The 22,590-nt window shown below is 72.2% G+C and carries 20 protein-coding genes; 12 read left to right on the top strand and 8 right to left on the bottom strand.

The genetic code is table 11. The annotated features are described in order from the left end of the window. Positions 1 to 2: 2 nt before the first annotated feature. Together LCD33_RS11985 and LCD33_RS11980 are read right to left on the bottom strand one after the other, a co-directional pair. Positions 3 to 500 carry an NUDIX hydrolase gene (locus LCD33_RS11985; protein WP_224959644.1) on the bottom strand — a complete coding sequence of 166 codons (498 nt, stop codon included), beginning with the start codon at positions 498 to 500 and terminating at the stop codon, positions 3 to 5. Continuing rightward, a complete protein-coding gene (locus tag LCD33_RS11980) occupies positions 497 to 1,714 on the bottom strand; it encodes a hypothetical protein (RefSeq protein ID WP_224959646.1) in 1,218 nt (405 codons plus the stop codon). The genes LCD33_RS11985 and LCD33_RS11980 overlap by 4 nt, the downstream gene beginning before the upstream one ends. Before the next feature lie 635 nt (positions 1,715 to 2,349). On the opposite strand from LCD33_RS11980, the gene LCD33_RS11975 reads away from it, so the two are divergent. Beyond that, positions 2,350 to 2,976, top strand: coding sequence for a hypothetical protein (locus tag LCD33_RS11975; RefSeq protein WP_224959647.1), 627 nt, complete (start codon positions 2,350 to 2,352; stop codon positions 2,974 to 2,976). A gap of 100 nt (positions 2,977 to 3,076) precedes the next feature. Here LCD33_RS11975 and LCD33_RS11970 read toward each other — a convergent pair whose 3' ends face one another. Further along, positions 3,077 to 5,413: an FdhF/YdeP family oxidoreductase gene (locus tag LCD33_RS11970; RefSeq protein ID WP_224977855.1), complete on the bottom strand. Its 2,337-nt coding sequence runs from the start codon at positions 5,411 to 5,413 to the stop codon at positions 3,077 to 3,079. A 123-nt stretch (positions 5,414 to 5,536) separates the two neighbouring features. On the opposite strand from LCD33_RS11970, the gene LCD33_RS11965 reads away from it, so the two are divergent. Both LCD33_RS11965 and LCD33_RS11960 read left to right on the top strand, forming a co-directional pair. After that, positions 5,537 to 8,173: a valine--tRNA ligase gene (locus tag LCD33_RS11965; RefSeq protein ID WP_224967268.1), complete on the top strand. Its 2,637-nt coding sequence runs from the start codon at positions 5,537 to 5,539 to the stop codon at positions 8,171 to 8,173. A 138-nt stretch (positions 8,174 to 8,311) separates the two neighbouring features. Further along, complete coding sequence (locus tag LCD33_RS11960; RefSeq protein WP_224959652.1) at positions 8,312 to 8,539, top strand: DUF397 domain-containing protein; 228 nt, start codon at positions 8,312 to 8,314, stop codon at positions 8,537 to 8,539. Here LCD33_RS11960 and LCD33_RS11955 read toward each other — a convergent pair whose 3' ends face one another. Further along, on the bottom strand, positions 8,540 to 8,872 hold the full coding sequence (locus LCD33_RS11955) for a type II toxin-antitoxin system PemK/MazF family toxin (RefSeq protein ID WP_224959653.1): 333 nt from the start codon (positions 8,870 to 8,872) through the stop codon (positions 8,540 to 8,542). Further along, a complete protein-coding gene (locus LCD33_RS11950; protein WP_224977854.1) occupies positions 8,869 to 9,258 on the bottom strand; it encodes a hypothetical protein in 390 nt (129 codons plus the stop codon). The genes LCD33_RS11955 and LCD33_RS11950 overlap by 4 nt, the downstream gene beginning before the upstream one ends. A 126-nt stretch (positions 9,259 to 9,384) precedes the next feature. Here LCD33_RS11950 and LCD33_RS11945 point away from each other — a divergent pair, with 126 nt between their 5' ends. The 5 genes from LCD33_RS11945 (at position 9,385) to LCD33_RS11925 (ending at position 12,138) form a co-directional block, all read left to right on the top strand. Beyond that, positions 9,385 to 10,752, top strand: a complete 1,368-nt coding sequence (locus LCD33_RS11945) for a folylpolyglutamate synthase/dihydrofolate synthase family protein (protein WP_224959655.1) — start codon at positions 9,385 to 9,387, stop codon at positions 10,750 to 10,752. Next, entirely contained in the window at positions 10,749 to 11,186 is a 438-nt protein-coding gene (locus LCD33_RS11940; RefSeq protein ID WP_224959656.1) for a DUF4233 domain-containing protein, read from the top strand. Before LCD33_RS11945 ends, LCD33_RS11940 begins: the two co-directional genes overlap by 4 nt. A 53-nt stretch (positions 11,187 to 11,239) precedes the next feature. After that, positions 11,240 to 11,485, top strand: coding sequence for a ribbon-helix-helix domain-containing protein (locus tag LCD33_RS11935; protein WP_224959657.1), 246 nt, complete (start codon positions 11,240 to 11,242; stop codon positions 11,483 to 11,485). After that, a complete protein-coding gene (locus tag LCD33_RS11930; protein ID WP_224977853.1) occupies positions 11,482 to 11,910 on the top strand; it encodes a TA system VapC family ribonuclease toxin in 429 nt (142 codons plus the stop codon). Before LCD33_RS11935 ends, LCD33_RS11930 begins: the two co-directional genes overlap by 4 nt. A gap of 69 nt (positions 11,911 to 11,979) precedes the next feature. Continuing rightward, positions 11,980 to 12,138, top strand: a complete 159-nt coding sequence (locus LCD33_RS11925) for a hypothetical protein (RefSeq protein ID WP_224959660.1) — start codon at positions 11,980 to 11,982, stop codon at positions 12,136 to 12,138. A gap of 66 nt (positions 12,139 to 12,204) precedes the next feature. On the opposite strand, the gene LCD33_RS11920 is transcribed toward LCD33_RS11925, so the two are convergent. Continuing rightward, positions 12,205 to 13,305: a zinc-binding dehydrogenase gene (locus LCD33_RS11920; protein WP_224977852.1), complete on the bottom strand. Its 1,101-nt coding sequence runs from the start codon at positions 13,303 to 13,305 to the stop codon at positions 12,205 to 12,207. A gap of 288 nt (positions 13,306 to 13,593) precedes the next feature. Between LCD33_RS11920 and ndk the strand changes: the two genes are divergently transcribed. Together ndk and LCD33_RS11910 are read left to right on the top strand one after the other, a co-directional pair. Continuing rightward, positions 13,594 to 14,004 carry a nucleoside-diphosphate kinase gene (gene ndk / locus LCD33_RS11915; protein ID WP_224959664.1) on the top strand — a complete coding sequence of 137 codons (411 nt, stop codon included), beginning with the start codon at positions 13,594 to 13,596 and terminating at the stop codon, positions 14,002 to 14,004. Positions 14,005 to 14,163: 159 nt separating this feature from the next. After that, complete coding sequence (locus tag LCD33_RS11910; protein WP_224959667.1) at positions 14,164 to 16,122, top strand: TIGR03960 family B12-binding radical SAM protein; 1,959 nt, start codon at positions 14,164 to 14,166, stop codon at positions 16,120 to 16,122. A 15-nt stretch (positions 16,123 to 16,137) separates the two neighbouring features. Here the strand turns inward: LCD33_RS11910 and LCD33_RS11905 are convergent, their stop codons facing one another. Then, a complete protein-coding gene (locus LCD33_RS11905; RefSeq protein WP_224977851.1) occupies positions 16,138 to 17,499 on the bottom strand; it encodes a S8 family serine peptidase in 1,362 nt (453 codons plus the stop codon). 231 nt (positions 17,500 to 17,730) lie between these two features. On the opposite strand from LCD33_RS11905, the gene LCD33_RS11900 reads away from it, so the two are divergent. Continuing rightward, positions 17,731 to 18,564: a TIGR03936 family radical SAM-associated protein gene (locus LCD33_RS11900; protein WP_373689977.1), complete on the top strand. Its 834-nt coding sequence runs from the start codon at positions 17,731 to 17,733 to the stop codon at positions 18,562 to 18,564. Positions 18,565 to 18,737: 173 nt separating this feature from the next. Then, positions 18,738 to 21,863, top strand: coding sequence for a translation initiation factor IF-2 N-terminal domain-containing protein (locus LCD33_RS11895; protein WP_224977850.1), 3,126 nt, complete (start codon positions 18,738 to 18,740; stop codon positions 21,861 to 21,863). Here LCD33_RS11895 and LCD33_RS11890 read toward each other — a convergent pair. Then, positions 21,745 to 22,455, bottom strand: coding sequence for a hypothetical protein (locus LCD33_RS11890; protein ID WP_224977849.1), 711 nt, complete (start codon positions 22,453 to 22,455; stop codon positions 21,745 to 21,747). The genes LCD33_RS11895 and LCD33_RS11890 overlap by 119 nt on opposite strands. Positions 22,456 to 22,590 lie beyond the last annotated feature (135 nt).

The following is a 22,590-nucleotide window of genomic DNA, read 5'->3' as shown; positions in this document are numbered from 1 at the left end:
CGTCATTCCGCGTAGGAGGTGGTGCCCGTGCGCAGCGCGTGCTGGGCGCGGCGGAGCCTGCAGTACATGTCGGGGCGCAGCAGCGCGCGGGCCTGGGCGGTCGTGGCGAACCGGAAGCGGGTGATCTCCGGGTCGGTGATCCGCAGCGCGGCGATGTGCTCGCAGGGCAGCCTGCCGCCGTCGAAGACGAACAGCAGGTGGTCGTCCCACGGTCCGCGCGGGCGCACCCAGTCGACCAGCAGCGGCCGCCCGACGGGCGCGCGGATGCCGAGCTCTTCGCGGACTTCGCGGGCAGCGGCGAGCCGGGGTGGTTCGTTGGCCTCGGCCATCCCGCCGGGCAGGTCCCAGTGCTCCTTGTAGCTGGGGTCGACCAGCAGCACCCGGTCCTGCCGGTCGCGCAGCAGCACGTCGGTGGTGACCCGCTTGCGGGGTTGCCGCGCGTTGCCCTCGGCGAGGTGCGCGTGCGTCCCCTCCGGCCGCGCGGTCCGGGTCCCGTTCAAGCGGAGTCGCGCAGTGGGTGGGTGGCGCGGGCGGCGAGGAAGTCGGCCACGGCCGGGTCGCGGTGGTGCGGCAGCAGCGCGTTCGCCAGGCCGGTGAGCCGCTCGTGCACGCGGGCCGAGGACAGGGCGGGGGCTTCGGCGAGCACGGTGCTGCCCGCCGCGGCCGCCTCGTCGTAGCGCCCGGCGTCGAAGAGCACCTGCGCGAGGGACGTCAGGCTCAACGCCTTGCTGCGCACGCGCTCCGGGGGGCGCAACCCGACCGCTTCGCGGGCGTGCCGTTCGCCGCGGCGCAGGTCGCCGAGGCTGCGCCAGCACTCGGTGGTCTCGCTGGCCAGCGAGGCCCGGTCGAACGGGGCGATCCAGCCGCAGGCCTCGTCGCGGACGGTGAGTTCTTCCCCGGCCAGCGCCAGGTGCCGTTCGGTGCCGTACCGGTCGCCCTGCGCGGCGAGCGCCCGTGCGTGCAGCGCGTGCAGCCGGGCGACGAGGCGGGCCGTGCCTCCGGTGCCGATGGTGTGGGTGAGCCCGTTCAGCGCGTAGTCCGCTGCGGACCGCGGCTGGCCGAGCTCGGTGGACAGGTGGGACAGCGAGGCGCACACCTCGGCTTGCAGCGCGTGGTCCTCGGCGGCCGCCGCGAGCCGGTAGGCGGTGTGGAAGTGCTCGCGCGCGGGAACGTCGCCGCCGCTGTCGTGCGCCATCCACCCGGCGAGCTCGACGACGGAGGCCGCCGCGGACAGCACCTCCGCCTGCCGCGGTTCCTCCCGGACCAGGGGCAGCACCGCGGTGGTGAAGTAGTGCCGGACCGTCTCGTAGAGCGTGCCGCCGCCCACCCTGCGGTCGGCGGACTGGAAGGACGCGGACACCACCCGGATCGAGTCCACTGTGGACGCTGGCACTCTGCTCCGCGCCGCCCCGGTCGAGCCGCGGGGCCGGAAGCCGAGCGCCGCGTCGTCGACGGCGCCCAGCACGGCGCGCAGCGCGGCCCGGTAGGCGGCGGTGGGCCAGCGGACCGCGCCGCGCTCCCACTTGGCGATGTGGTGCGCGTCGAGCGCCCAGCGCTTGCCGGTGGTCTCCAGCAGGTAGTCGTTGACCGCCTCGGCGAGTTCGGCGCGGGACAGCGGTTCGCCGGGCGCCAGCCGCGAGGGCAGGGCCTCCCGGGTGCGGCGCAGCCGCTCGTTGCGCTCCGGTCGGGGCCGGGCGGAGGAATCGCCGGTCATGATGATCAGCCTCCCAACGAGTACGGAGTGTATACACCTTGCTTCGCAGCGTCGCCGATCTTGCCCCGAGTTGCCCCGATCGGTCGGTACCGCTGCGCCGAAAGCCGAGGTGGCCGCGCATTCGCCGACGTTCCCCGAGTTGCCCCGGCGCGTTCCCTGGTGCGCCGCGGTGCGGGCGCCGATGCTGGCTGCATGGGGCGACGAGGGGATCGGCTGATCCGCATGACCAGCGCGCACGACGGTCGCGACCACCTCGTGGGCGAAGCGGAGATGGCCGAGGGGCTCGCCGGTCGGCAGGGGCGGTACCGCGCGCTGCGGCCTCCTGGTGCTGGCGGCGGAGCTGTCCCGGCCGCCGGCGCTCCCGTGCCCGTGGTGCCGGGAAGCCGACCGGCGCCCCGGCCGCCGCGATCCCGTCGCTCCCGGCGAACCGGCCGAACGCCGGTCCCCGGCCCGGTGGGGGTGCTGCGGCCCGGTGTCCCCGCGCGGCACGCAGGCCGGGCCCGACCGGCACGGGCGGTGACCTCCGACGCGCGCCCCGCCCGTGCCGGTCCCGCCCGCGCGATGCCCACGTTCGGCCGAGCGGGACCGCTGGATGGGCGGTACGCGGGCTCGCGGGGCCTGCCGATCCCGGGGGGATGGGGATCAAACGAGGGCGCTCCCACCTGTGCGGCAGCGCGCGGACGCTGTCCGGGCGGCCCTGCCGGAACAAGGTGAGGTCGAGCTACCCGTCGCGGTACTGCAAGGAGCACCGGTTCTGCGGACGCCGGGGGGCGTTCCGGGTGCACGCGGACGACGTCCGGGACCGGCGGCGCCGGGAGCGCGAGGCGGTCGCCGTGCTCGTCGCCGACCCGTGGCCGCGCACCGTCCAGCAGCGCTGCCTGGCGGTCGTGGACGGTGCGACGTGGGAGGAGTTCCTGGCGCAGCGCGCGAACCGCGCCTGTCGCGTGCTCGCCGACGTCGCCGCCCGGGTCGAGCGGGCCGACCGGCTCTCGGCGGCGCGGCTGCACGACCTGGTGCTCGGCGGCGCGGAGCGGGACGACGCGGTGCGGCGGGTCGCGGCGGCGGTGGCGGTCGCCGTGTCCCGGCGGGTCGGTGATCCGGCGGAGGTGGCGTTCGCGGTTCGCGTGCTGGGCGTGTTCTGCTGCGCGTCCGCGGCCGAGGTCGAGCGGTGCCCGTGCCGCCGCGCGGTGGTGGAGCGCTTCGGTCCGCGCGTCGTGGCGGACAAGCTGGCCAGGGGACTGCCGGAACGCCTCGCCGCCTGACGGGCCGGCCCCGCCCCGACGCGCGGCCGCGGGCGGGCCGTGAACGCGGAACCGGGCCGCCCGCGCGGTGCGGGGCGGCCCGGTCCTCGGGTGCGGGGGATCAGCCCGCGGAGCGCTCCAGGCGGATCAGCACGGCCTTCGAGACCGGCGTGTTCGACTTCTCCGCCACCGCGCCGAGCGGCACCAGCGGGTTCGCCTCCGGGTAGTAGGCGGCGGCGCAGTCCCGCGCGGTCGGGTAGGCGACGATGCGGAACGCCTCCGCCCGCCGTTCCTCCACAGTGGACTCGCCGTCGGGCCCGGGCTTGCCCGGCCATTCGGAGACCATGTCCACCAGGTCGCCTTCGGCGAAGCCGAGCGCGGCGATGTCCTTCTCGTTGACCATGACCACCCGGCGCGCGTCCTCGATGCCGCGGTAGCGGTCCGAGAGCCCGTAGATGGTGGTGTTGTACTGGTCGTGGCTGCGCAGCGTCTGCAGCAGCAGCCGGCCCTCCGGCACCTCCAGCGGCTCCGCCTCGTTCACCGTGAAGTTGGCCTTGCCGGTGGTGGTGGTGAAGGTGCGGCTGTCCCGCGGCGGGTGCGGCAGCACGAAGCCGTCCGGGCGGCGCACCTTCTCGTTGTAGTCGGCGCAGCCGGGCACGACGGCGGCGATGTGCCTGCGCACCGCGTCGTAGTCCTTCTCGAACTCCTCCCACTGCACCGGGTGCCCGTCGCCGAGCAGCTTGCGGCCCAGCCGGGACACGATCGCCACCTCGGACAGCAGGGTGTCGGAGGCGGGGGAGAGCCTGCCGCGCGAGGCGTGCACCACCGACATCGAGTCCTCGACGGTGACGAACTGCGGCCCGGACTCCTGCACGTCCTTCTCGGTGCGGCCCAGCGTCGGCAGGATCAGCGCGGTGTCCCCGGCGACCGCGTGCGAGCGGTTCAGCTTCGTCGACACCTGCACGGTCAGGTCGCAGCCGCGCAGCGCCCGCTCGGTGCCCGCGGTGTCGGGCGTGGCGGACACGAAGTTGCCGCCGACGGCGAAGAACGCCTTCACCTCGCCCGCCTGCATCGCGTGCAGCGCGTCGACGGTGTCGTAGCCGTGCTTGCGGGGCATGGGGATGCCGAACTCGGCCTCCATGGCGTCCATGAACTTCTCCGGCATCTTCTCCCAGATGCCCATCGTCCGGTCGCCTTGCACGTTGGAGTGGCCGCGGACCGGGCAGACGCCCGCGCCCGGCTTGCCGATCATGCCGCGCATCAGCAGCAGGTTGACCGCTTCGCGGATCGTCGGCACGGCCTTCTTCTGCTGGGTGAGGCCCATCGCCCAGCAGATCACGGTCCGCTCGGACTCGATGAGCATCCGCGCGATCTTCTCGATCTGCTCGCGGGACAGCGCGGTCGCCTTGAGCGTCGCGTCCCAGTCGATGTCGGTGGCCTGCGCGTAGAACTCGTCGAAGCCGTGGGTGTGCTGCTCGATGAACTCGCGGTCCAGCACGGTGCCGGGCGCGTCCAGCTCGGCCTTCGCCAGCAGCGCGGTGAGCGCCTTGAACAGCGCGAGGTCGCCGCCGATGCGGATCTGCGCGAACTCGTCGCACAGTGCGGTGCCCTTGCCGACGACGCCGCGCACGTTCTGCGGGTTCTTGAACCGCATCAGCCCGGCCTCGGGCAGCGGGTTCACCGCGATGATCTTGCCGCCGTGGCCCTTGACCTTCTCCAGGGTGGAGAGCATCCGCGGGTGGTTGGTGCCCGGGTTCTGCCCCACCACCATGACCAGGTCGGCGTGCTCGACGTCGGCCAGCGACACCGAGCCCTTGCCGATGCCGATCGTCTCGGTGAGCGCCGAGCCGGAGGACTCGTGGCACATGTTCGAGCAGTCCGGCAGGTTGTTGGTGCCGAAGCTGCGCACCAGCAGCTGGTACAGGAACGCGGCCTCGTTGCTGGTGCGGCCCGAGGTGTAGAACGCCGCCTCGTCGGGCGAGTCCAGCGCGCGCAGCCCCTCGGCGACGACGTCGAGCGCGGCGTCCCAGTCGATCGGCCGGTAGTGCGTGTCACCGCTGCGCTTGATCATCGGCTGGGTGAGCCGCCCCTGCTGCCCCAGCCAGTAATCGCTCTTGTCCGCGAGCTCCGCGACGGAGTGCTTCGCGAAGAACTCGGCGTCGACGCGCCGGGTGGTGGCCTCCTCGGCCACGGCCTTGGCGCCGTTCTCGCAGAACTCGGCGACGCTGCGCTTGTCCCCGTCCGCCTCCTGCGGGTCGGGCCATGCGCAACCCGGGCAGTCGAACCCGGAACGCTGGTTGAGCAGCGGCAACGTGAGCATGGTGCGGCCGGCGCCCATCTGCTCCCAGCCGCGGCGCAACGACACCATCACCGCCTTCACGCCTGCTGCGTGGTCCTTCGGGTGGTGCGTGGACAGCGCCGACTCGTCGATGTCCTGTTCGGGGGCTTTGCGCGACATGCTTCCCAGGGTCCCCCGTCGAGGTCGACTCGGCACAGTCCGCGTGATGTGGTTCACACGCCTGGCTCAACGCGGGAGGTGAGGCCCGGTGAGGCCGCTGCGGGCGGTTCGTAGAATCGGCGTGTGACACAGACCAGCGCACCCGCACAGCCCCGTGAACTTCCGTCGAGCTGGAACCCGGCCGACGTCGAGGCCGAGCTGTACCAGCGCTGGGTAGCCGCCGAGTACTTCACCGCCGACGCGCACAGCGACAAGCCGCCGTTCTCGATCGTGATCCCGCCGCCGAACGTCACCGGCAGCCTGCACATCGGCCACGCTTTCGAGCACACCCTGATGGACGTGCTCACCCGTCGTCGCCGGATGCAGGGCTACGAGGCGTTGTGGCTGCCCGGCATGGACCACGCCAGCATCGCCGTCCAGGCCCTGGTGGAGCGGCAGCTCCGCGAGGAGGGCGTCGACCACCGCGAGCTCGGCCGGGAGAAGTTCCTGGAGCGGGTGTGGGAGTGGAAGGAGCAGCACGGCGGCTCGATCCTGTCCCAGATGCGCCGCCTCGGGGACAGCGTCGACTGGAGCCGCGAGCGCTTCACGATGGACTCGGGGCTGTCCCGCGCGGTGCAGACCATCTTCAAGAAGCTGTTCGACGACGGCCTGATCTACCGGGCGGAGCGCCTGGTGAACTGGTCGCCCGCGATGCGCTCGGCGATCTCCGACATCGAGGTGGAACACCGCGAGGTCGAGGGCGAGCTCGTCTCGATGCGCTACGGCTCCGGGGACGCGGAGATCGTGGTGGCCACCACCCGGGTGGAGACGATGCTCGGCGACACCGCGATCGCGGTGCACCCCGACGACGAGCGCTACCGGCATGTCGTGGGCACCGAGGTGGAGCTGCCGCTGACCGGCCGCAGCATCCCGGTCGTCGCCGACGAGCACGTCGACCCCGAGTTCGGCACCGGCGCGGTGAAGGTGACGCCCGCGCACGACCCGAACGACTTCGAGATCGGCCGGCGCCACGACCTGCCGATGCTCACGATCATGGACGAGCAGGGCCGCATCGCCCGCACCGGCACCGAGTTCGACGGCATGGACCGCTTCGAGGCCCGCGTCGCCGTCCGCGAGGCGCTGCGCGCCGAGGGCCGCATCGTCGCCGAGAAGCGCCCGTACCTGCACAGCGTCGGGCACAGCTCCCGGTCGAAGGAGCCGATCGAGCCGCGGTTGTCGCTGCAGTGGTTCGTCAAGGTCGGCCCGCTCGCGCAGGCCGCCGGGGACGCGGTGCGCGACGGCCGGGTCGCGGTGCACCCGCCGGAGATGGCGAAGCGCTACTTCGACTGGGTCGACAACCTGCACGACTGGGCCATCTCGCGGCAGCTGTGGTGGGGCCACCGGATCCCGATCTGGTACGGCCCGAACGGCGAGGTCGTGTGCGTCGGCCCGGACGAGGAGCCGCCGTCCGGCGAGGGCTGGCACCAGGACGAGGACGTGCTCGACACCTGGTTCTCCTCGGGCCTGTGGCCGTTCTCCACGATGGGCTGGCCGGACGAGACGCCGGACCTGGCGAAGTTCTACCCGACCAGCGTGCTGGTCACCGGCTACGACATCCTCTTCTTCTGGGTCGCCCGGATGATGATGTTCGGCCTGTACGCGATGGACGGCGTGCCGCCGTTCGACGTGATCGCGCTGCACGGCATGGTCCGCGACGCGCACGGCAAGAAGATGTCCAAGTCCGCGGGCAACACGGTCGACCCGCTGGAGTGGATGGACACCTACGGCACCGACGCGCTCCGGTTCACCTTGGCGCGCGGCGCCAACCCGGGTGCGGACGCGCCGATCAGCGAGGAGTGGGTCGCCGGGTCGCGCAGCTTCTGCACGAAGCTGTTCAACGCCACCAAGTTCGCGCTGATGAACGGGGCGCGGGTGCCGTCCGAGCTGCCGGACCGCGCGGAGCTGACCGACGCGGACCGCTGGATCCTGGACCGCACCGACCAGCTGACGTCCGATGTGGACGAACTGCTGGAGGACTTCCAGTTCGCCAAGTCCACCGAGGCGCTCTACCACTTCACCTGGGACGAGTTCTGCGACTGGTACCTGGAGCTGTCCAAGGTCCAGATCGACGCGGGCGGTGACCGCGCGGAACGCACCCGCGAGGTGCTGGGGCACGTGCTGGACGTGCTGCTGCGGCTGCTGCACCCGACGATCCCGTTCGTCACCGAGACGCTGTGGACCACGCTGACCGGCCGCGAGTCCGTGGTCATCGCCGACTGGCCGAAGGCGGCGGGCACGCCCGCCGACGAGGACGCGGCGCGGCGGGTGGAGGCCACCCAGAAACTCATCACCGAGATCCGCCGGTTCCGCTCGGACCAGGGGTTGAAGCCCGGCCAGCGGGTCGCGGCCCGGCTGAGCGGCCTGGACGCGCTCGGACTGGTCGAGCACCTGCCCGCGGTGCGGTCGCTGGCGAAGCTGAATGAGCCCGGCGCGGACTTCACCTCCTCGGCGTCGCTGGAGATCGGCCTGGTCGGCGGCACCGTCGAGGTGGAGCTGGACCTCTCCGGCGCCGTGGACGTGGCCGCTGAGCGCAAGCGACTGGAGAAGGACCTGGCGGCGGCCCGCAAGGAGCTGGAGGGCACCGAGAAGAAGCTCGGCAACCCCTCCTTCACCGACAAGGCACCCGCCGAGGTCGTCGAGAAGATCAAGGTCCGCCGCGAGACGGCGCAGACCGACATCACCCGCATCGAATCCCGCCTGGCGGCCCTGCCGACGGCGTGACCGCTCCCGTCCGCACCTGAGGTGAACGGCCCGTTCGACCAGCCGCATCGGTCGGGCGGGCCGTTCGCCTCTCCGGGCTCAGCGCTCGGCCGCCGGGGCGGCGAGGTTGACCGACCGTCCGGAGGAGGAGATGAGCCGGTGACAGGTGCAGCGAACGACGGATGGTTCACGAGCAGTCGCAGCGCGGCCGCCAGCGACAACTGCGTGGAGGTTCGGTTCGGCTCCGACGAGGTCGGCGTCCGCGACACGAAGGAGCGGTCGGGTCCGGTGTTCGCGTTCTCGGCGGGGGCGTGGGGCGCCTTCGTGGCGGGTGCGAAGGCGGGCCGCTTCGACTTCTCGGCTCCCACTCGTGCAGGCGCCTGTTGATCAGAGTGATAACGCGACGCGCAGAGCTTGGTCCACCCGTTGCATGTCCTTGGGGTGCAACGCGCCCGCGTCCCGGCTGATCTCTTCGTGGAAGATCGGTTCGATGTCGTCGCAGAGCACCGACCCCACCCAGTCGGAGTCCTTGTCGTCGAGCACCACGATGCTGGGGTAATTCGGCTTGCGGGTCGTGGTCAACCGCACCGCGAGGAAGTCGCCGAGCCGTGCGTTCCGGCTGTTGTTGGACACCGCGAGGTAGAACTTCTCCCCGCGATCGCCGATCGTCGCGCCGTAGATGCGCCCGCGAACGATGGTGCGATGGCGCTGAGCGTTCACTCGTCATTCCTCGCTGCGAGGCGTTCGCGCCGCGCGGAGGTGTGCGCGCGACGTTCCGCGTGTTCGGTGTCGGTCATCTCGGCGGCCATTCGCCGGTAGGACTCGTCCAGCGCCTGTGCGCGGACGTTGTCGATGCCGGCGTGAAAGGCCGCACGCAGCACCGCCGCTTTGCTGGTGCCGACTTCTGGCACCAGGTTCTCCAGCGCGATGCGCTCCGGGCTCTCCGGGGTCATCAGGCGCTCGACGAGGTCAACCTCATCGGGAAGCAGGGGCAGGTTCTCCCGCTTGGAGACGGTGTGCGCTCCTGGTATCGACATGACTCCCATGTTGCACGCCCGAAACGACCCGTGCAATGACTCATGATTTGAATCATCCATCTGGGTCATGAGTGGGATCGTGGTGTGCTCGCTGCGGGTGGTGCGCGGCTGCCCTGGGGGCGCAGGCCGGGTGCGTGCACCTACCGACGTAGACTTGAGCTGGACGTTTGTCGTCGGGGTAGGGGAGTGTGCCAGTTGTCCGGCACCGAGTCCGGTGCGCTGCACGAGCTGCGCGTGGTGGAGGCCGAGCTCAACGAGCGTTGGCCGGAAACGAAGATCGAGCCGTCGCTGGACCGGATCCGGGCGCTCACCGACCTGCTGGCCGAGCCGCAGCGCAGCTACCAGGTGGTGCACATCGGCGGGACCAACGGGAAGTCCTCGGTCTCGCGGATGGTGGACTCGCTGCTGACCCGAATCGGTTTGCGCACGGGCCGCTACACCAGCCCGCACCTGCAACTGGCCACCGAGCGCATCAGCATCGACAACAAGCCGATCACCCCGGAGGCCTACGTCGAGGCCTACCGCGACATCGCGCCGTACGTGTCCATCGTGGACTCGAACCACGACGTGAAGATGTCGAAGTTCGAGGTGCTGACCGGCATGGCCTTCGCCGCCTTCGCCGACGCGCCCGTCGAGGCCGCCGTGCTGGAAGTGGGCCTCGGGGGCGGCTGGGACGCCACCAACGTCGCCGACGCGCACATCGCGGTGCTCTGCCCGATCGCGCTGGACCACGCCGACTACCTCGGCACCGACCTCGCGGGCATCGCCCGGGAGAAGTCCGGGATCATCAAGCCGGACTCGATCGTGGTGCTCGCCGCGCAGACCGCCGAGGTGCAGACCCCGATCCTGGAGCGGGTCGCCGAGGTCGGCGCCACCGTCGCCCGCGAGGGCAACGAGTTCGGCGTGCTGTCCCGGACCGTGGCCGTCGGCGGCCAGATGCTGAAGCTGCAGGGCCTCGGCGGCACCTACGACGAGATCTTCCTGCCGCTGCACGGCGAGCACCAGGCGCGCAACGCCGCCCTCGCGCTCGCGGCGGTCGAAGCCTTCTTCGGCGCCGGGGCCGAGCAGAAGCTCGACCCGGAAGCCGTGCAGGAGGCCTTCGCCGCGGTCATCACCCCCGGCCGCCTGGAGCGGGTCCGCGCCGCCCCGGCCGTGCTCGTCGACGCCGCGCACAACCCGCACGGCGCCCGCGCGCTCGCCGACGCGCTCAGCTCCGAGTTCTCCTTCCGCCGCCTCGTCGCCGTGATCGGCGTGCTGTCCGACAAGGACGTGCGCGGGCTGCTGCGGGAACTCGAACCCGTCGTGGAAGAGGTCGTGCTCACCAAGAACTCCTCGCCGCGGGCGATGGACCCCGACGAGCTCGCCGCCCTGGCCAAGGACATCTTCGGCGCGGAACGCATCGTCGTGGAGCCCCGCCTGGACGACGCCGTGGAGACCGCCATCCAGATGGCGGAGGAGACCACCGGGGACTCCGACACCGTCTCCGGCGGCGGCGTGGTGATCACCGGGTCCGTGGTGACCGCCGGTGAGGGGCGCGCCCTGTTCGGCAAGGAGCCGTTGTGACCGAATCCGGATCGTTCCTGTCCCTGCCCACCGCGCCGGACGGCGTGCGCGACCCGTGGAAGGGCCTGCGCGGCGTCATGGCGGGCACGCTGGTGATGGAGTTCCTCACCTTCGGGCTCGCGCTGCCCGTCGTGTGGCAGTTCGGCGGCGGCGTCACCGGCGTCGGGTTCTCCGCCGTCGCGGTGCTCACCGTGCTCATGCTCATCGCCGGGTTCACCCAGCGGAAGCCGTGGGGGCTGCCGTTCGCGCTGGTGCTGCAGGTCGCGATGGTCGCCTGCTACCTGGTGCACCCGGCCGTCGGGATCATGGGGCTGCTGTTCGCGGCCGTGTGGGGCTACATGCTGTACCTGCGCCACGACGTGGCGAAGCGGATGCGCGAAGGTCGGCTGTACGACCAGCTCGGACACCCAGAGGGCTACCCGCCGGAGCAGTGAACACCGGAGCGCGTAGTGCTGCATCATGATGCAGTGCTCGTACACTTCGGTGTATGGCGCACAGTACGAGAACCACGATCACCGTTGATGCCGACCTGTTGAACGAGGTCAAGCGTCAATCGCTCCAGAACCGCATGACCGTGAGCGAGTTCATCCAGGACAGCGTCCGGGAGCGCCTCGCCAAGATGCGCCAGCGATCGGCGCCGTTCACGGTGCGGGCCGTGCGCACGGGCGGTTACCAGCCGGGGGTCGACATCACCGACAGCGCGGCGCTGCACGACCTCATGGAACGCGAATGATCGCGTGCGATGTCAACATCCTGGTGTCGGCGTACAACCTGGATGATCCACGGCAGCCCGAGTACGCGGACTGGCTGAGCGAGGCGCTGTCGGGTCCCCAGCTCGTCGGTCTCCCCTCGTTGGTCCTGAGCGGCTTCGTGCGCATCATGACGAACCGGAAGATCCTCCGAGATCCACTGCTCACGCACACGGCCGCCGATCTCGCCGACGAACTCGCACACGCGGGGAACGCGGCCAAGATCGAGCCCGGAGAGGCGCACTGGGAGATCTTCAGCGAGTTGTGCAGGAAGACCGAGGCGCGGGCGAACCACGTCCCCGACGCCTACCTCGCGGCCATCGCGATCGAGCACGGCGCCGAGTGGATCACGGCCGATCGGGGCTTCGCGCGCTACCCGGGCCTGCGCTGGCGCCATCCGCTGGACTAGCCGCGCCGTTCGGCGACGGCACCTGATCGTGGCCTCGACGCCGGTGTTGATCATCGGTATCCATGGCACATGGAGATCAACAAAGATCGCGCGCAGGACCGGCAGCCGCCGCTGCGCACCCGCAGCTTCCCGTTCCCGCCCGGCGAACTCGCCGAACCCCGGCCCGGCATCGTCGTCAACGACGACGCCGCGCTGGTGGAATGCCTGGACACCGACCGGCGGCGCTGAGCGTCCGGGTGTTCAGGGGCGTCCGGGTGTTCAGGAGCGTCCGGGTGTTCAGGGGTGCCCGGGGACTCAGGCGATGTCGATGACCGCGCGGCCGCGGATCTCGCGGCGGTTCAGCGCGTCGTAGGCGTCCTGCACCTCGTCGAAGGCGAACCGGCGGCTCACGGTGTCCTGCGGCCGCAGCTGCCCGCGCGCCACCATGTCCAGCAGCACCGGCATGTCCCGCTGCGGCTTCGCGCCGTAGGAGCCCTTGATCTGCAGCTTCCGCCGCGCGATGGTCGCCAGGTCGAATTCGCCGACGCTGCCCTTCGGGGCGATGCCGACCACCACGACCTGACCGCCCTCCACCACGGAGTCGCGGGCCACGCCGAACGTCGCCGGGCTGCCCAGCGCCTCGAAGGCCACGTCCACGCCGCGACCGCCGGTGAGTTCCCGGATCGCCTCCGGCGCGTCCACCTCCGCCGAGTTCACCACGTGCGTGGCGCCCAGCGCGCTCGCCGCGTCCAGCTTGTCCGCGGAGATGTCCACCGCCACGATCGTCGACGCCCCGAACAGCGCGGCCAGCTGGATCAGCGAACTGCCCACCCCGCCCGCGGCGACCACCGCCACCGCATCGCCGACCCGCACGTCCGCGGCGTGCCGCAGCGCCCCGTAGGCGGTCATCGTCGAGCAGCCCACCGAGGCCACGTCCGCCAGCTCCACCTCGTCCGGCACCTGGTAGACCGAGGTCACCGGCGTCACCGACCGCTCGGCCAGCCCGCCCATCGAGTACATCCACACCGGCTCGCCACCGGGCCGGAACAGCCGGGTCTGGCCGTCGTAGAGCAGGCCCTTCGCCCGGTTGTGCGCGAAGAACTCCAGGCAGATCTCGGAGTTCCCGCGCGTGCACTGCGCGCACCGGCCGCACGGCATGATGAAGCTGGTGACCACTCGGTCGCCCACCCGCACCCCGGTCACGCCCGGTCCGACCTCGGAGACGACGCCGGCGACCTCGTGGCCCAGCACGGCCGGCGTCGGGAACGGCAGCTCCCCCTTGAGCACGTGCAGGTCCGAGTGGCAGGCGCCGCAGGAGAGCACGTCGATCGCGACCTCCCCGGCCTTCGGGTGCGGGTCGGCGATCTCCTCGATGGTCATCGGCTCGTTCACGGCGGTGTGCACGGCTGCTCGCATCCGGACCTCCTCGTCGGACCGGCCGGTCGGTACGGCCGGGGGCGAATCTAGCCCGCGATCTCCGGGGACACCAGGGACCGGAGGTCCGGCCGCTCGTCGTCCGCAGGTCACCGGGCCGACGCCGGACCCGGGTGCACCGGCGAGCGCGGGCCCCGCGACCCCGATGATCACCGGGGTCGAGGTCAGCGGTGCCCGGTCGCCCCGGGGGAGGCCGCGTCACCTGCGCCGATACCCTTTTCCGCAAAACGGGCGCGGAGAACCCGCGCCGCCCACCCGAAGGAGAGCAACGTGAGCGAGCGCACCCTGGTCCTGGTCAAGCCCGACGGGGTCGAGCGCGGCCTGGTCGGTGAGGTCATCGGCCGGATCGAGCGCAAGGGCCTCAAGCTGGTCGCGCTGGAACTGCGCCAGGTCGACGAGGACCTCGCCAAGCAGCACTACGCCGAGCACGACGGCAAGCCGTTCTTCGGCTCCCTGCTGGAGTTCATCACCTCCGGCCAGGTGCTGGCCGCCGTCGTCGAGGGCCCCCGCGCCATCTCGGCGTTCCGCCAGCTCGCCGGTGGCACCGACCCGGTCGAGAAGGCCGCCCCGGGCAGCATCCGCGGCGACTTCGGCCTGGAGGTGCAGTACAACCTGGTGCACGGCTCCGACTCGCCGGAGTCCGCCGAGCGCGAGATCAAGCTCTGGTTCCCCAGCCTCTGAGACCGGGACGCCGCTGAACCCGGACGGTCTCCGGCCCGGTCCGGCCACCCGGCTGGACCGCCGCCGGGACCGGACCGCGGCGCGGCCCCGACACCGCTGATCGGGGTCGCGCCCACCGCCCCCGGACCTGCTGCGACCCCGGCCACTACCCTGGCCGGTGTGAGTGTGGAGTCCGTGTTCGACCGCCTGGAGCCGCTGCTGCCCCGCGTCTCCAAACCCGTGCAGTACGTGGGCGGGGAGCTCAACGCGACCGTCAAGGAGTGGGACGCGACCACCGTGCGGTGGGCGTTGATGTACCCCGACGCCTACGAGGTCGGGCTGCCCAACCAGGGCGTGATGATCCTCTACGAGATCCTCAACGAGCTCTCCGACGTGCTCGCCGAGCGCACCTACTCGGTGTGGCCGGACCTGGAGGAGCTCATGCGGGAGCACGGCATCCCGCAGTTCACCGTGGACGCGCACCGCCCGGTCGGCGCCTTCGACGTGCTCGGCGTCAGCTTCGCCACCGAACTCGGCTACACGAACCTGCTCAGCGCGCTGGACCTCGCGGGCATCCCGCTGCACGCCGTCGACCGCACCGAGGAGCACCCCGTGGTGCTCGCGGGCGGGCACGCCGCGTTCAACCCGGAGCCCGTCGCCGACTTCCTCGACGCGGCCGTGCTCGGGGACGGTGAGGAATCCGTCCTGGAGATCACCGCCGCGATCCGGCGCTGGAAGGACGAGGGGCGCCCCGGCGGGCGCGACGAGCTGCTGCTGCGGCTCGCCGAGAGCGGTGGCGTGTACGTGCCGAAGTTCTACGACGTGCGCTACGCCGCGGACGGCACCATCGCCGAGGTCGTGCCGAACCACGAGCGCGTGCCCTACCGGGTGTTCAAGCGCACCACCATGGAACTCGACGAGTGGCCGTACCCGAAGCAGCCGCTGGTGCCGCTCGCCGAGAGCGTCCACGAGCGGATGAGCGTGGAGATCTTCCGCGGCTGCACCCGCGGCTGCCGGTTCTGCCAGGCCGGGATGATCACCCGGCCGGTGCGGGAGCGCTCGCCCGAGGGCATCGGTGAGATGGTGCAGAAGGGCCTCGAAGCGACCGGGTTCGAGGAGGTCGGGCTGCTGTCGCTGAGCTCCGCCGACCACTCCGAGATCGCCGAGGTCACCAAGGGCCTCGCCGACCGCTACGAGGGCTCCAACACCAGCCTGTCGCTGCCGTCCACCCGCGTCGACGCGTTCAACGTGGACCTCGCCAACGAGCTGTCCCGCAACGGCCGCCGCTCCGGGCTCACCTTCGCGCCCGAAGGCGGCAGCGAACGCATCCGCCGCGTCATCAACAAGATGGTGTCCGAAGAGGACCTCATCCGGACCGTGTCCGCCGCGTTCGCCAACGGCTGGCGGCAGGTCAAGCTCTACTTCATGTGCGGCCTGCCCACCGAGGAGGACGAGGACGTCCTGCAGATCGCCGAGATGGCCAAGGAGGTCATCCGCGCCGGACGGCAGGTCAGCGGGCGCAAGGACATCCGCTGCACCATCTCGATCGGCGGGTTCGTGCCGAAACCGCACACCCCGTTCCAGTGGGCCGCGCAGTGCGATCCGGACACCGTGGACGAGCGGCTGCGCAAGCTCCGCCACGCCGTCAACTCGGACCGCTCCCTCGGGCGCAACATCGGCATGCGCTACCACGACGGCAAGCCCTCGCTGGTCGAAGGGCTGCTGTCCCGCGGTGACCGCAGGCTCGGCACCGTCATCGAGCGGGTGTGGCGCGAGGGCGGCCGGTTCGACGGGTGGAACGAGCACTTCTCCTACCAGCGCTGGGTGGACTGCGCCGCCGAGGAGCTCGCGCGGTTCGGCGTCGACGTCGCCTGGTACACCACCCGGGAACGCGGGGAGCAGGAGATCCTGCCCTGGGACCACCTGGACTCCGGGCTGGACAAGGAATGGCTCTGGGCCGACTGGCAGGACGCGCTCGACGCCCGGGAGCAGGACGACTGCCGGTGGACGCCGTGCTTCGACTGCGGGGTGTGCCCGACGATGGGCACCGACATCGAGATCGGGCCGTCGGGGCGCGCGCTGCTGCCGATCAGCCCGGTCGGCAAGGGCTCCCCGGTCAGCAACCCCGCGTTCGGCTGACCGACCGCTCGGGTGTCAGCCCGGCGGAGCGAGGGCGGCCCGGGCGTCGACGAGGCCGTGGCCGTAGAAGCCGTTGTAGGTGGCGTAGCCGCGGCACAGCGCGTCCTGCGCGCCGTCCGCGTCGAGGTCGTAGTCCGCCGGGCACGGCAGCGGCCGGGCCGTCTCCAGCAGCCTGCGGCCCAGCTCGGCGGCGCCCGCGTCCGGATCGCGGGACGCCAGCAGCGCCGCCACGCCCGCCACGTGCGGCGCGGCCATCGAGGTGCCGCAGGTCGAGCGGTAGTCCCCACCGGGCGCCGTCGAGCGCACGCACTGCTCGTCGCGCTGCTCGCCGCCCGGCGCCGCCACGTCCACCGCGCCGAGCCCGTACGAGCTGTAACCGGACTTCACCCCGTCGGGACCGACCGCGGCCACCGACACCACCCCGTCCAGCTCGGTCGGCACCGCATCGCACACCGGTTCGCGCTCCGGCGGCACCGCGGTCAGGTCGGCCCTCTCGTTGCCGACGGCCGCGACGGTGAGCACGTCCCGCTCGGTCGCGTAGCGCACCGCCCGGCGCACCGCCTCCCGCGGCACCGGGGATCCGGCTCGGGTGCAGCCCAGCTGCGCGGACTCCACCAGGAAGCTGCTGTTCACCACGTCCACGCCGTGCTCGGCGGCCCACACGAACCCGCACACCGCGGCCTCCGGGTGCACGTACCCGTCCGCGTTGACCACCCGGATCGACGCCAGCCGGGCCTCGGGGGCGACGCCGGTGACGCCCGCGCCGTCGTCCGCGGCGGCGATGATGCCCGCCACGTGGGTGCCGTGCGCGTCGCCCTCCGGCGGGGCGTCGAGCTCCGGGTCCTCCGGGGTGAGGCAGTTCGCGGACCGCCGCACGTCCAGCGCGGCCGCCAGCTCCGGGTGCGCGGCGTCGATGCCGGAGTCGAGCACCCCGACGAGCGCGCCCGCGCCGCGGGTCGTGGGGTGCGCGTCCGCGGCGTGGATCGCGCGCAGGTTCCACTGCTGGTCCGGGGCGGTGCCCGCATCCGCTGCCTGCTCGCCGCGCTCCGCGTCGACGCGGTCCGCGAGGACCTGCCGCTCGGCGCTGTAGGCGCGGTCCCGCCCCATCCGCCCGGTGAAGTCCGGTTCGGCCGAGTCCACGACGGCCACGCCGATCTCCGGGTAGTACGCCGCCGTCGACCCGCACTGACCCGCTGCCTCGGATTCCGCGGTGGCGCGGGGCAGGCCGGGGTCGAACAGCACGACGTAGCGCAGCGCGGGACCGCCCGCGGTGCAGGACGGGTCCGGTTCCGCGGTGGCGGCGGGGCCGGGTCCGGCCAGCAGGCCCAGCAACGCGAGGCTGGCCGCGGCGGCACCGGCCGACCGGGCGAGGGGCACGTCGAACCTCCCACGTGACCGGGCGATCGCCCGCTGGCGGCCGCCGGGACACGCGCGACGTTAGGCGGCCCGCACCCGGCGGTACAAGGGCCGGAAGAACATACCGCGCGGTGCTCGACCACCTGCGCGGAACCAGGCGGTACCGTCGTGGCACGGCCCGGTGGCTCCGCTCCCGGGCCGGCGCTGATCACGATCGGCCGACACGTGCGGCCGCACCCGGGAGGAGCCCTGGTGAGTCGCCGCGACCACCCCAACCCGTCCGCGGCGCCGGTGCAGAAGCTGCGCCTGCGCTACACCAAACGAGGGCGCCTGCGGTTCAGCTCGCACCGCGACCTCGCCCGGGTGTTCGAGCGGGCGCTGCGCCGCGCGGGGGTACCGATGGCGTACTCGCAGGGGTTCAGCCCCCATCCCAAGATCTCCTGGGCCGGTGCGGTGCCGACGGGCGTGGCCAGCGAAGCCGAGTACGTCGAGCTGCAGCTGGTGCAGCGGGTGGAACCGGACCTGCTGCGGGCGGAGCTGAACCGGGTGCTGCCGCCCGGGATGGAGCTCGTCGAAGTGGTGGAGGCCGGGCCGGGCGCGCTGGCCGAACGCCTCACAGCGAGCCGCTGGGCGGTCGAACTGCCGGACGTCGGGGTCGAACCGCTGCGCGCCGCGGTCGCCGCCCTGCTCGCCGCCGAGTCGGTCGAAGTGGAGCGGATGACCAAGGACGGGCGCCGGACCTTGGACGCGCGAGCGGCGCTCGTGTCGGCGGAAGTCCTGGACAGTGCAGATCCGGCTGCGGTGTGTGACCAATCTTCCGCTTCCGTCGCCCAAGTGGACGATTGGCCGAAGGGTCCTGCACCGTATGGGATACTCGTAACGGTCGTGCGGCAGACAACACCCGTCGTTCGACCCGACGATGTGCTGAACGCCCTGCGCGTCGTCGCCGATCTGGACCCGTCCACGGCCGCTCGAGCGACCCGGTGGGAACAAGGTCGGCTCGACGACGAGGGAGGGCTCGCCGACCCGTTCGCCCAGGACAGGGCGACGGCCGTGGCCCAGCGGGAGACAATCCCGGCCGGGTGACGTGCCAAGGCGCGGACACCGTCGGACCCACCGTGGGACTTCCCGGTTCACCCAGATCCGGGACGGAGGGGACCAGCAGAATTGCCGTCGCCCCCGGGCGACGGAAGACCGCAGAACGCACATGCTCCTGTGCGGCCGCGTCCAACGGACGCGCCCGGGGGCGGAGGAGTTGAATGTCGAACACGGAAACGCCCGCTGGGAACGCCAGCGGGCCATCGCCCACATCCACGCAGGAAAGCGGCTCGGGCACCTTCGAACTGCCCGCCAAGCTGCGAGTGCACGCGCTGGCGAAGCTGCTGGGGGCCAGCAGCCGGGAGGTCATCACCTCCCTCGATTCGCTCGGCGAGGCCGTGCGCAGCGCGCAGTCCAACATCACGCGCGAGGTCGCGCTCCGGGTGGTGCAGCAGCTGCGTCCCGAGCAGATCGTCGCCGAGGACGCCGCCGAGCAGCCCGCCGCGACCGCGAAGCAGGATCCGGCGCCGGAGCAGCCCGCCCAGCAGGACGAGACGCCCGAGCAGCCGGCTGAGACCACCCCGCTGAACCCGGTGTTCGCGGCCCCGCAGGCGATGTTCCTCGCCCCGGAGCCCGTCGCGGCCCGCCCCGCGCCCGCCGCGCCGAAGCCGGAACCGGTCGCCGAGACCGACGACGAGGGCGACGACTCCGACCACTCCGCCGACGGCGAGGAATCGGCCGAGGGCGACGACGAGAACGGCGGCCGCCGCCGTCGCCGCCGCGGGCGCCGCGGCCGCGGCCGCGGCAAGGGCGGCGAAGGCGAGCAGTCCGAAGCGGGCGACGAGCAGCCCGAGGACGAGGCCGAGAAGCCCGGCAAGCAGGACAAGCCCGGCAAGGGTCGGAAGGACTCCCGCAAGGACGGCGGCCGCAAGGACGACACCCGCGAGGACTCCGCCGACGCGGCCGCCGAGGACGAGAAGGACACCAAGTCCGCCGACGCGCCCGCCGAGGGCGGCGGTGAGGACTCCAGCCGCCGTCGCCGCCGTCGCCGCCGCCGCAAGGGCGCCGGGGACGACGACGGACCGTCGCGGGACGACGATCCGCCGAACACCGTCGTGCACGTCCGGGAGGAGCGGCAGGACAACGGCCGCCAGGAGAGCAGCGACGACGAGGTCCGCGCGATCAAGGGCTCCACGCGGCTGGAGGCCAAGCGCCAGCGCCGCCGCGACGGCCGCGAAGCCGGTCGCCGCCGGGCCCCGGTGCTGTCCGAGTCCGAGTTCCTCGCCCGCCGCGAAGCGGTGGACCGCAGCATGGTGGTGCGCGAGAACGGCGACCAGACCCAGATCGCGGTGCTGGAGGACAACGTCCTCGTCGAGAACTTCGTCACCGCCTCCGGCTCCGGCTCGCTCGTCGGCAACGTGTACCTGGGCCGCGTGCAGAACGTGCTGCCCAGCATGGAAGCCGCGTTCGTCGACATCGGCCGCGGCCGCAACGCCGTGCTGTACGCGGGCGAGGTCGACTGGGACGCCGCCGGGCTCGCGGGCAAGGCGCGCCGCATCGAGCAGGCCCTGTCCACCGGCGACAGCGTCCTGGTCCAGGTCACCAAGGACCCCGTCGGTCACAAGGGCGCCCGGCTGACCACCCAGATCAGCCTGCCCGGCCGGTTCCTGGTGTACGTGCCCGGCGGCGGTGCCACCGGCATCAGCCGGAAGCTGCCGGACAACGAGCGCAAGCGGCTCAAGGAGATCCTCAAGCGGATCGTCCCGGACAACGCCGGTGTGATCATCCGCACCGCCTCCGAGGGCACCAGCGAAGAGGCCCTGGACCGCGACGTGCGCCGCCTGCAGGCCCAGTGGGAGGTCATCAAGGAGAAGGCCGACACCCCGAAGGCCCAGGCGCCGCAGCTGCTCTACGAGGAGCCCGACCTGCTGATCAAGGTCGTGCGGGACCTGTTCACCGAGGACTTCTCCTCGCTGGTCGTCCAGGGCGGCGACGCGTGGGACACCATCGAGGCCTACGTGCAGCACGTGGCGCCGGACCTGATGAGCCGGCTCACCAAGCACACCGGCAAGGGCGACGTCTTCACCGAGCAGCGGATCACCGAGCAGATCGCGAAGGCGCTGGACCGCAAGGTCTGGTTGCCCTCCGGTGGCTACCTGGTGATCGACCGCACCGAGGCGATGACCGTCATCGACGTCAACACCGGCAAGTTCACCGGCTCGGGCGGCAACCTGGAGGAGACGGTCACCAGGAACAACCTGGAGGCGGCCGAGGAGATCGTGCGCCAGCTGCGGCTGCGCGACATCGGCGGCATCATCGTGATCGACTTCATCGACATGGTGCTGGAGTCCAACCGGGACCTGGTGCTGCGCAGGCTCACCGAGTGCCTCGGGCGGGACCGCACCCGGCACCAGGTCGCCGAGGTGACCTCGCTCGGGCTGGTGCAGATGACCCGCAAGCGGGTCGGCACCGGTCTCCTGGAGGCCTACAGCAGCACGTGCGAGCACTGCCGCGGACGGGGCCTGATGGTCTCGACGGACCCGGTGGTGCACCAGCACGGCGGTGGGAACTCCGGCGGCGGCGGTGGCGGCGGCTCGCGCCGGAACCGCAACAAGGGCAAGCACGACGGCTCCGGGGACTCGGACGGTGCGCAGCACGGCGAGCGCAACGGGGCCGTGCAGGAGCAGTCCTCGAAGGACGCCCAGAGCAAGCAGGACTCTGCCAAGCAGGAGTCCGGCAAGCAGGAGTCCGGCAAGGATTCGGGCAAGCAGGAGTCGGGCAAGGACTCCGCCAAGCAGGACTCCGGCAAGCACGAGTCGGCCAAGGACTCCGGCAAGCAGGACGGCGGCAAGCACGGCGGCGGCAAGCGCGAGCAGGGCAAGCCCGCCGAGCAGGACTCGGGCCGGAAGGACGGCGGCAAGCAGGACACCGCCGAGCAGGCCCCTGGCGAGCACGGCGGCAAGCCCGCGAAGCAGGAGCAGGCGGCCGAACCCGCCGCCCCGGTCGAGCAGCGGCCCGCGCAGCACTCCGCGCAGCAGCAGCCCGCATCCCCGGCCGCCCAGCAGCCGGAGTCCGGTGAGACCAACGGCCGCTCCCGGCGGCGCAAGGTCAGCCGCCCGGCGGGCAGCGCGGGAGCATCGGCCGAGCCGGTGGTCCTCGCGGTGGAGAAGCCGGCCGAGCCCGCCACCAACGGGGTCCCGGAGGCGCCGGCGCCCGCGACGGCCTCGGTCACCCGCAGGCCGCGGCGCCGGGCGGCGTCCCGGGCCGCGGGCGCGCCGACGAACTCCCCGGAGGCCGTCCCCGGCGACGCCGCGGACGCCACCGCCGGAGCGAGCTCCGAGAGCTGAGCAGCACCTCCGCGGGCTTGCGCTCCACTCCGGTCACCTCGGCCGCCAACGTCGTCGCCGATCCGTCCGCGTGCTCGAACACCAGCCGTACCGGGCCGGGCCGCACCGGATCGTGCACCCGCACGGTGCTGCGCTTGGCGCCGTCGCGGGCCGCGTCCAGGTAGCGGTCCCACACGTGCAGTTCCGGGGCCGGCCCGCCCGGTTCGTAGTTCCGGTAGTCGTAGGGGAACGGCAGCAGGTCGGTGATCGGGACCGCTTCCAGCCCGTTCTTGCCGCGGATGATCGCCCGCGACCGCGGGAAGTAGTCGAACAGCTGCTGCCTGCACCGGCCGCAGGGCGGGATCACCTGCCTGCCGGTCGCCAGGACCGCGACCATCGTCGTCAGCGGCGCGGACCCGGAGGCGGCGGCCTGGCCGATCACGACGGGTTCCGCGCACGGGCCGCCGGTGAAGTGCGAGACGTTCATCCCGGTGAACACCGCGCCCCGCTCGTCGTAGGCGGCGGCCGACACCTGGTGGCCGTCGTCGAGCGTGGCGCGGTCGAGCACGGCGGTGGCCCGCCGCACCAGTTCGAGGTCCGCATCGGTGAGCATGGGGCCCGATGCTAGGCGCAGGCCCCCACCTCGTCCCCTCGATTTCGCAGCAGCCGAGGCGCACGCGGGCCTGGGCTGTTTCCTGTCAGCGGCGAAGCCGCTGAGCAGCCGACCACGCACGCAGCACGACCACCC

Origin of the sequence: Saccharopolyspora sp. 7B (assembly GCF_020177435.1) — a bacterium.
In the GTDB taxonomy this organism is placed as follows: domain Bacteria; phylum Actinomycetota; class Actinomycetes; order Mycobacteriales; family Pseudonocardiaceae; genus Saccharopolyspora_C; species Saccharopolyspora_C gregorii.
Note: the sequence above shows the minus strand (reverse complement) of the source record. Positions and strands in the feature narration are given on the sequence as shown.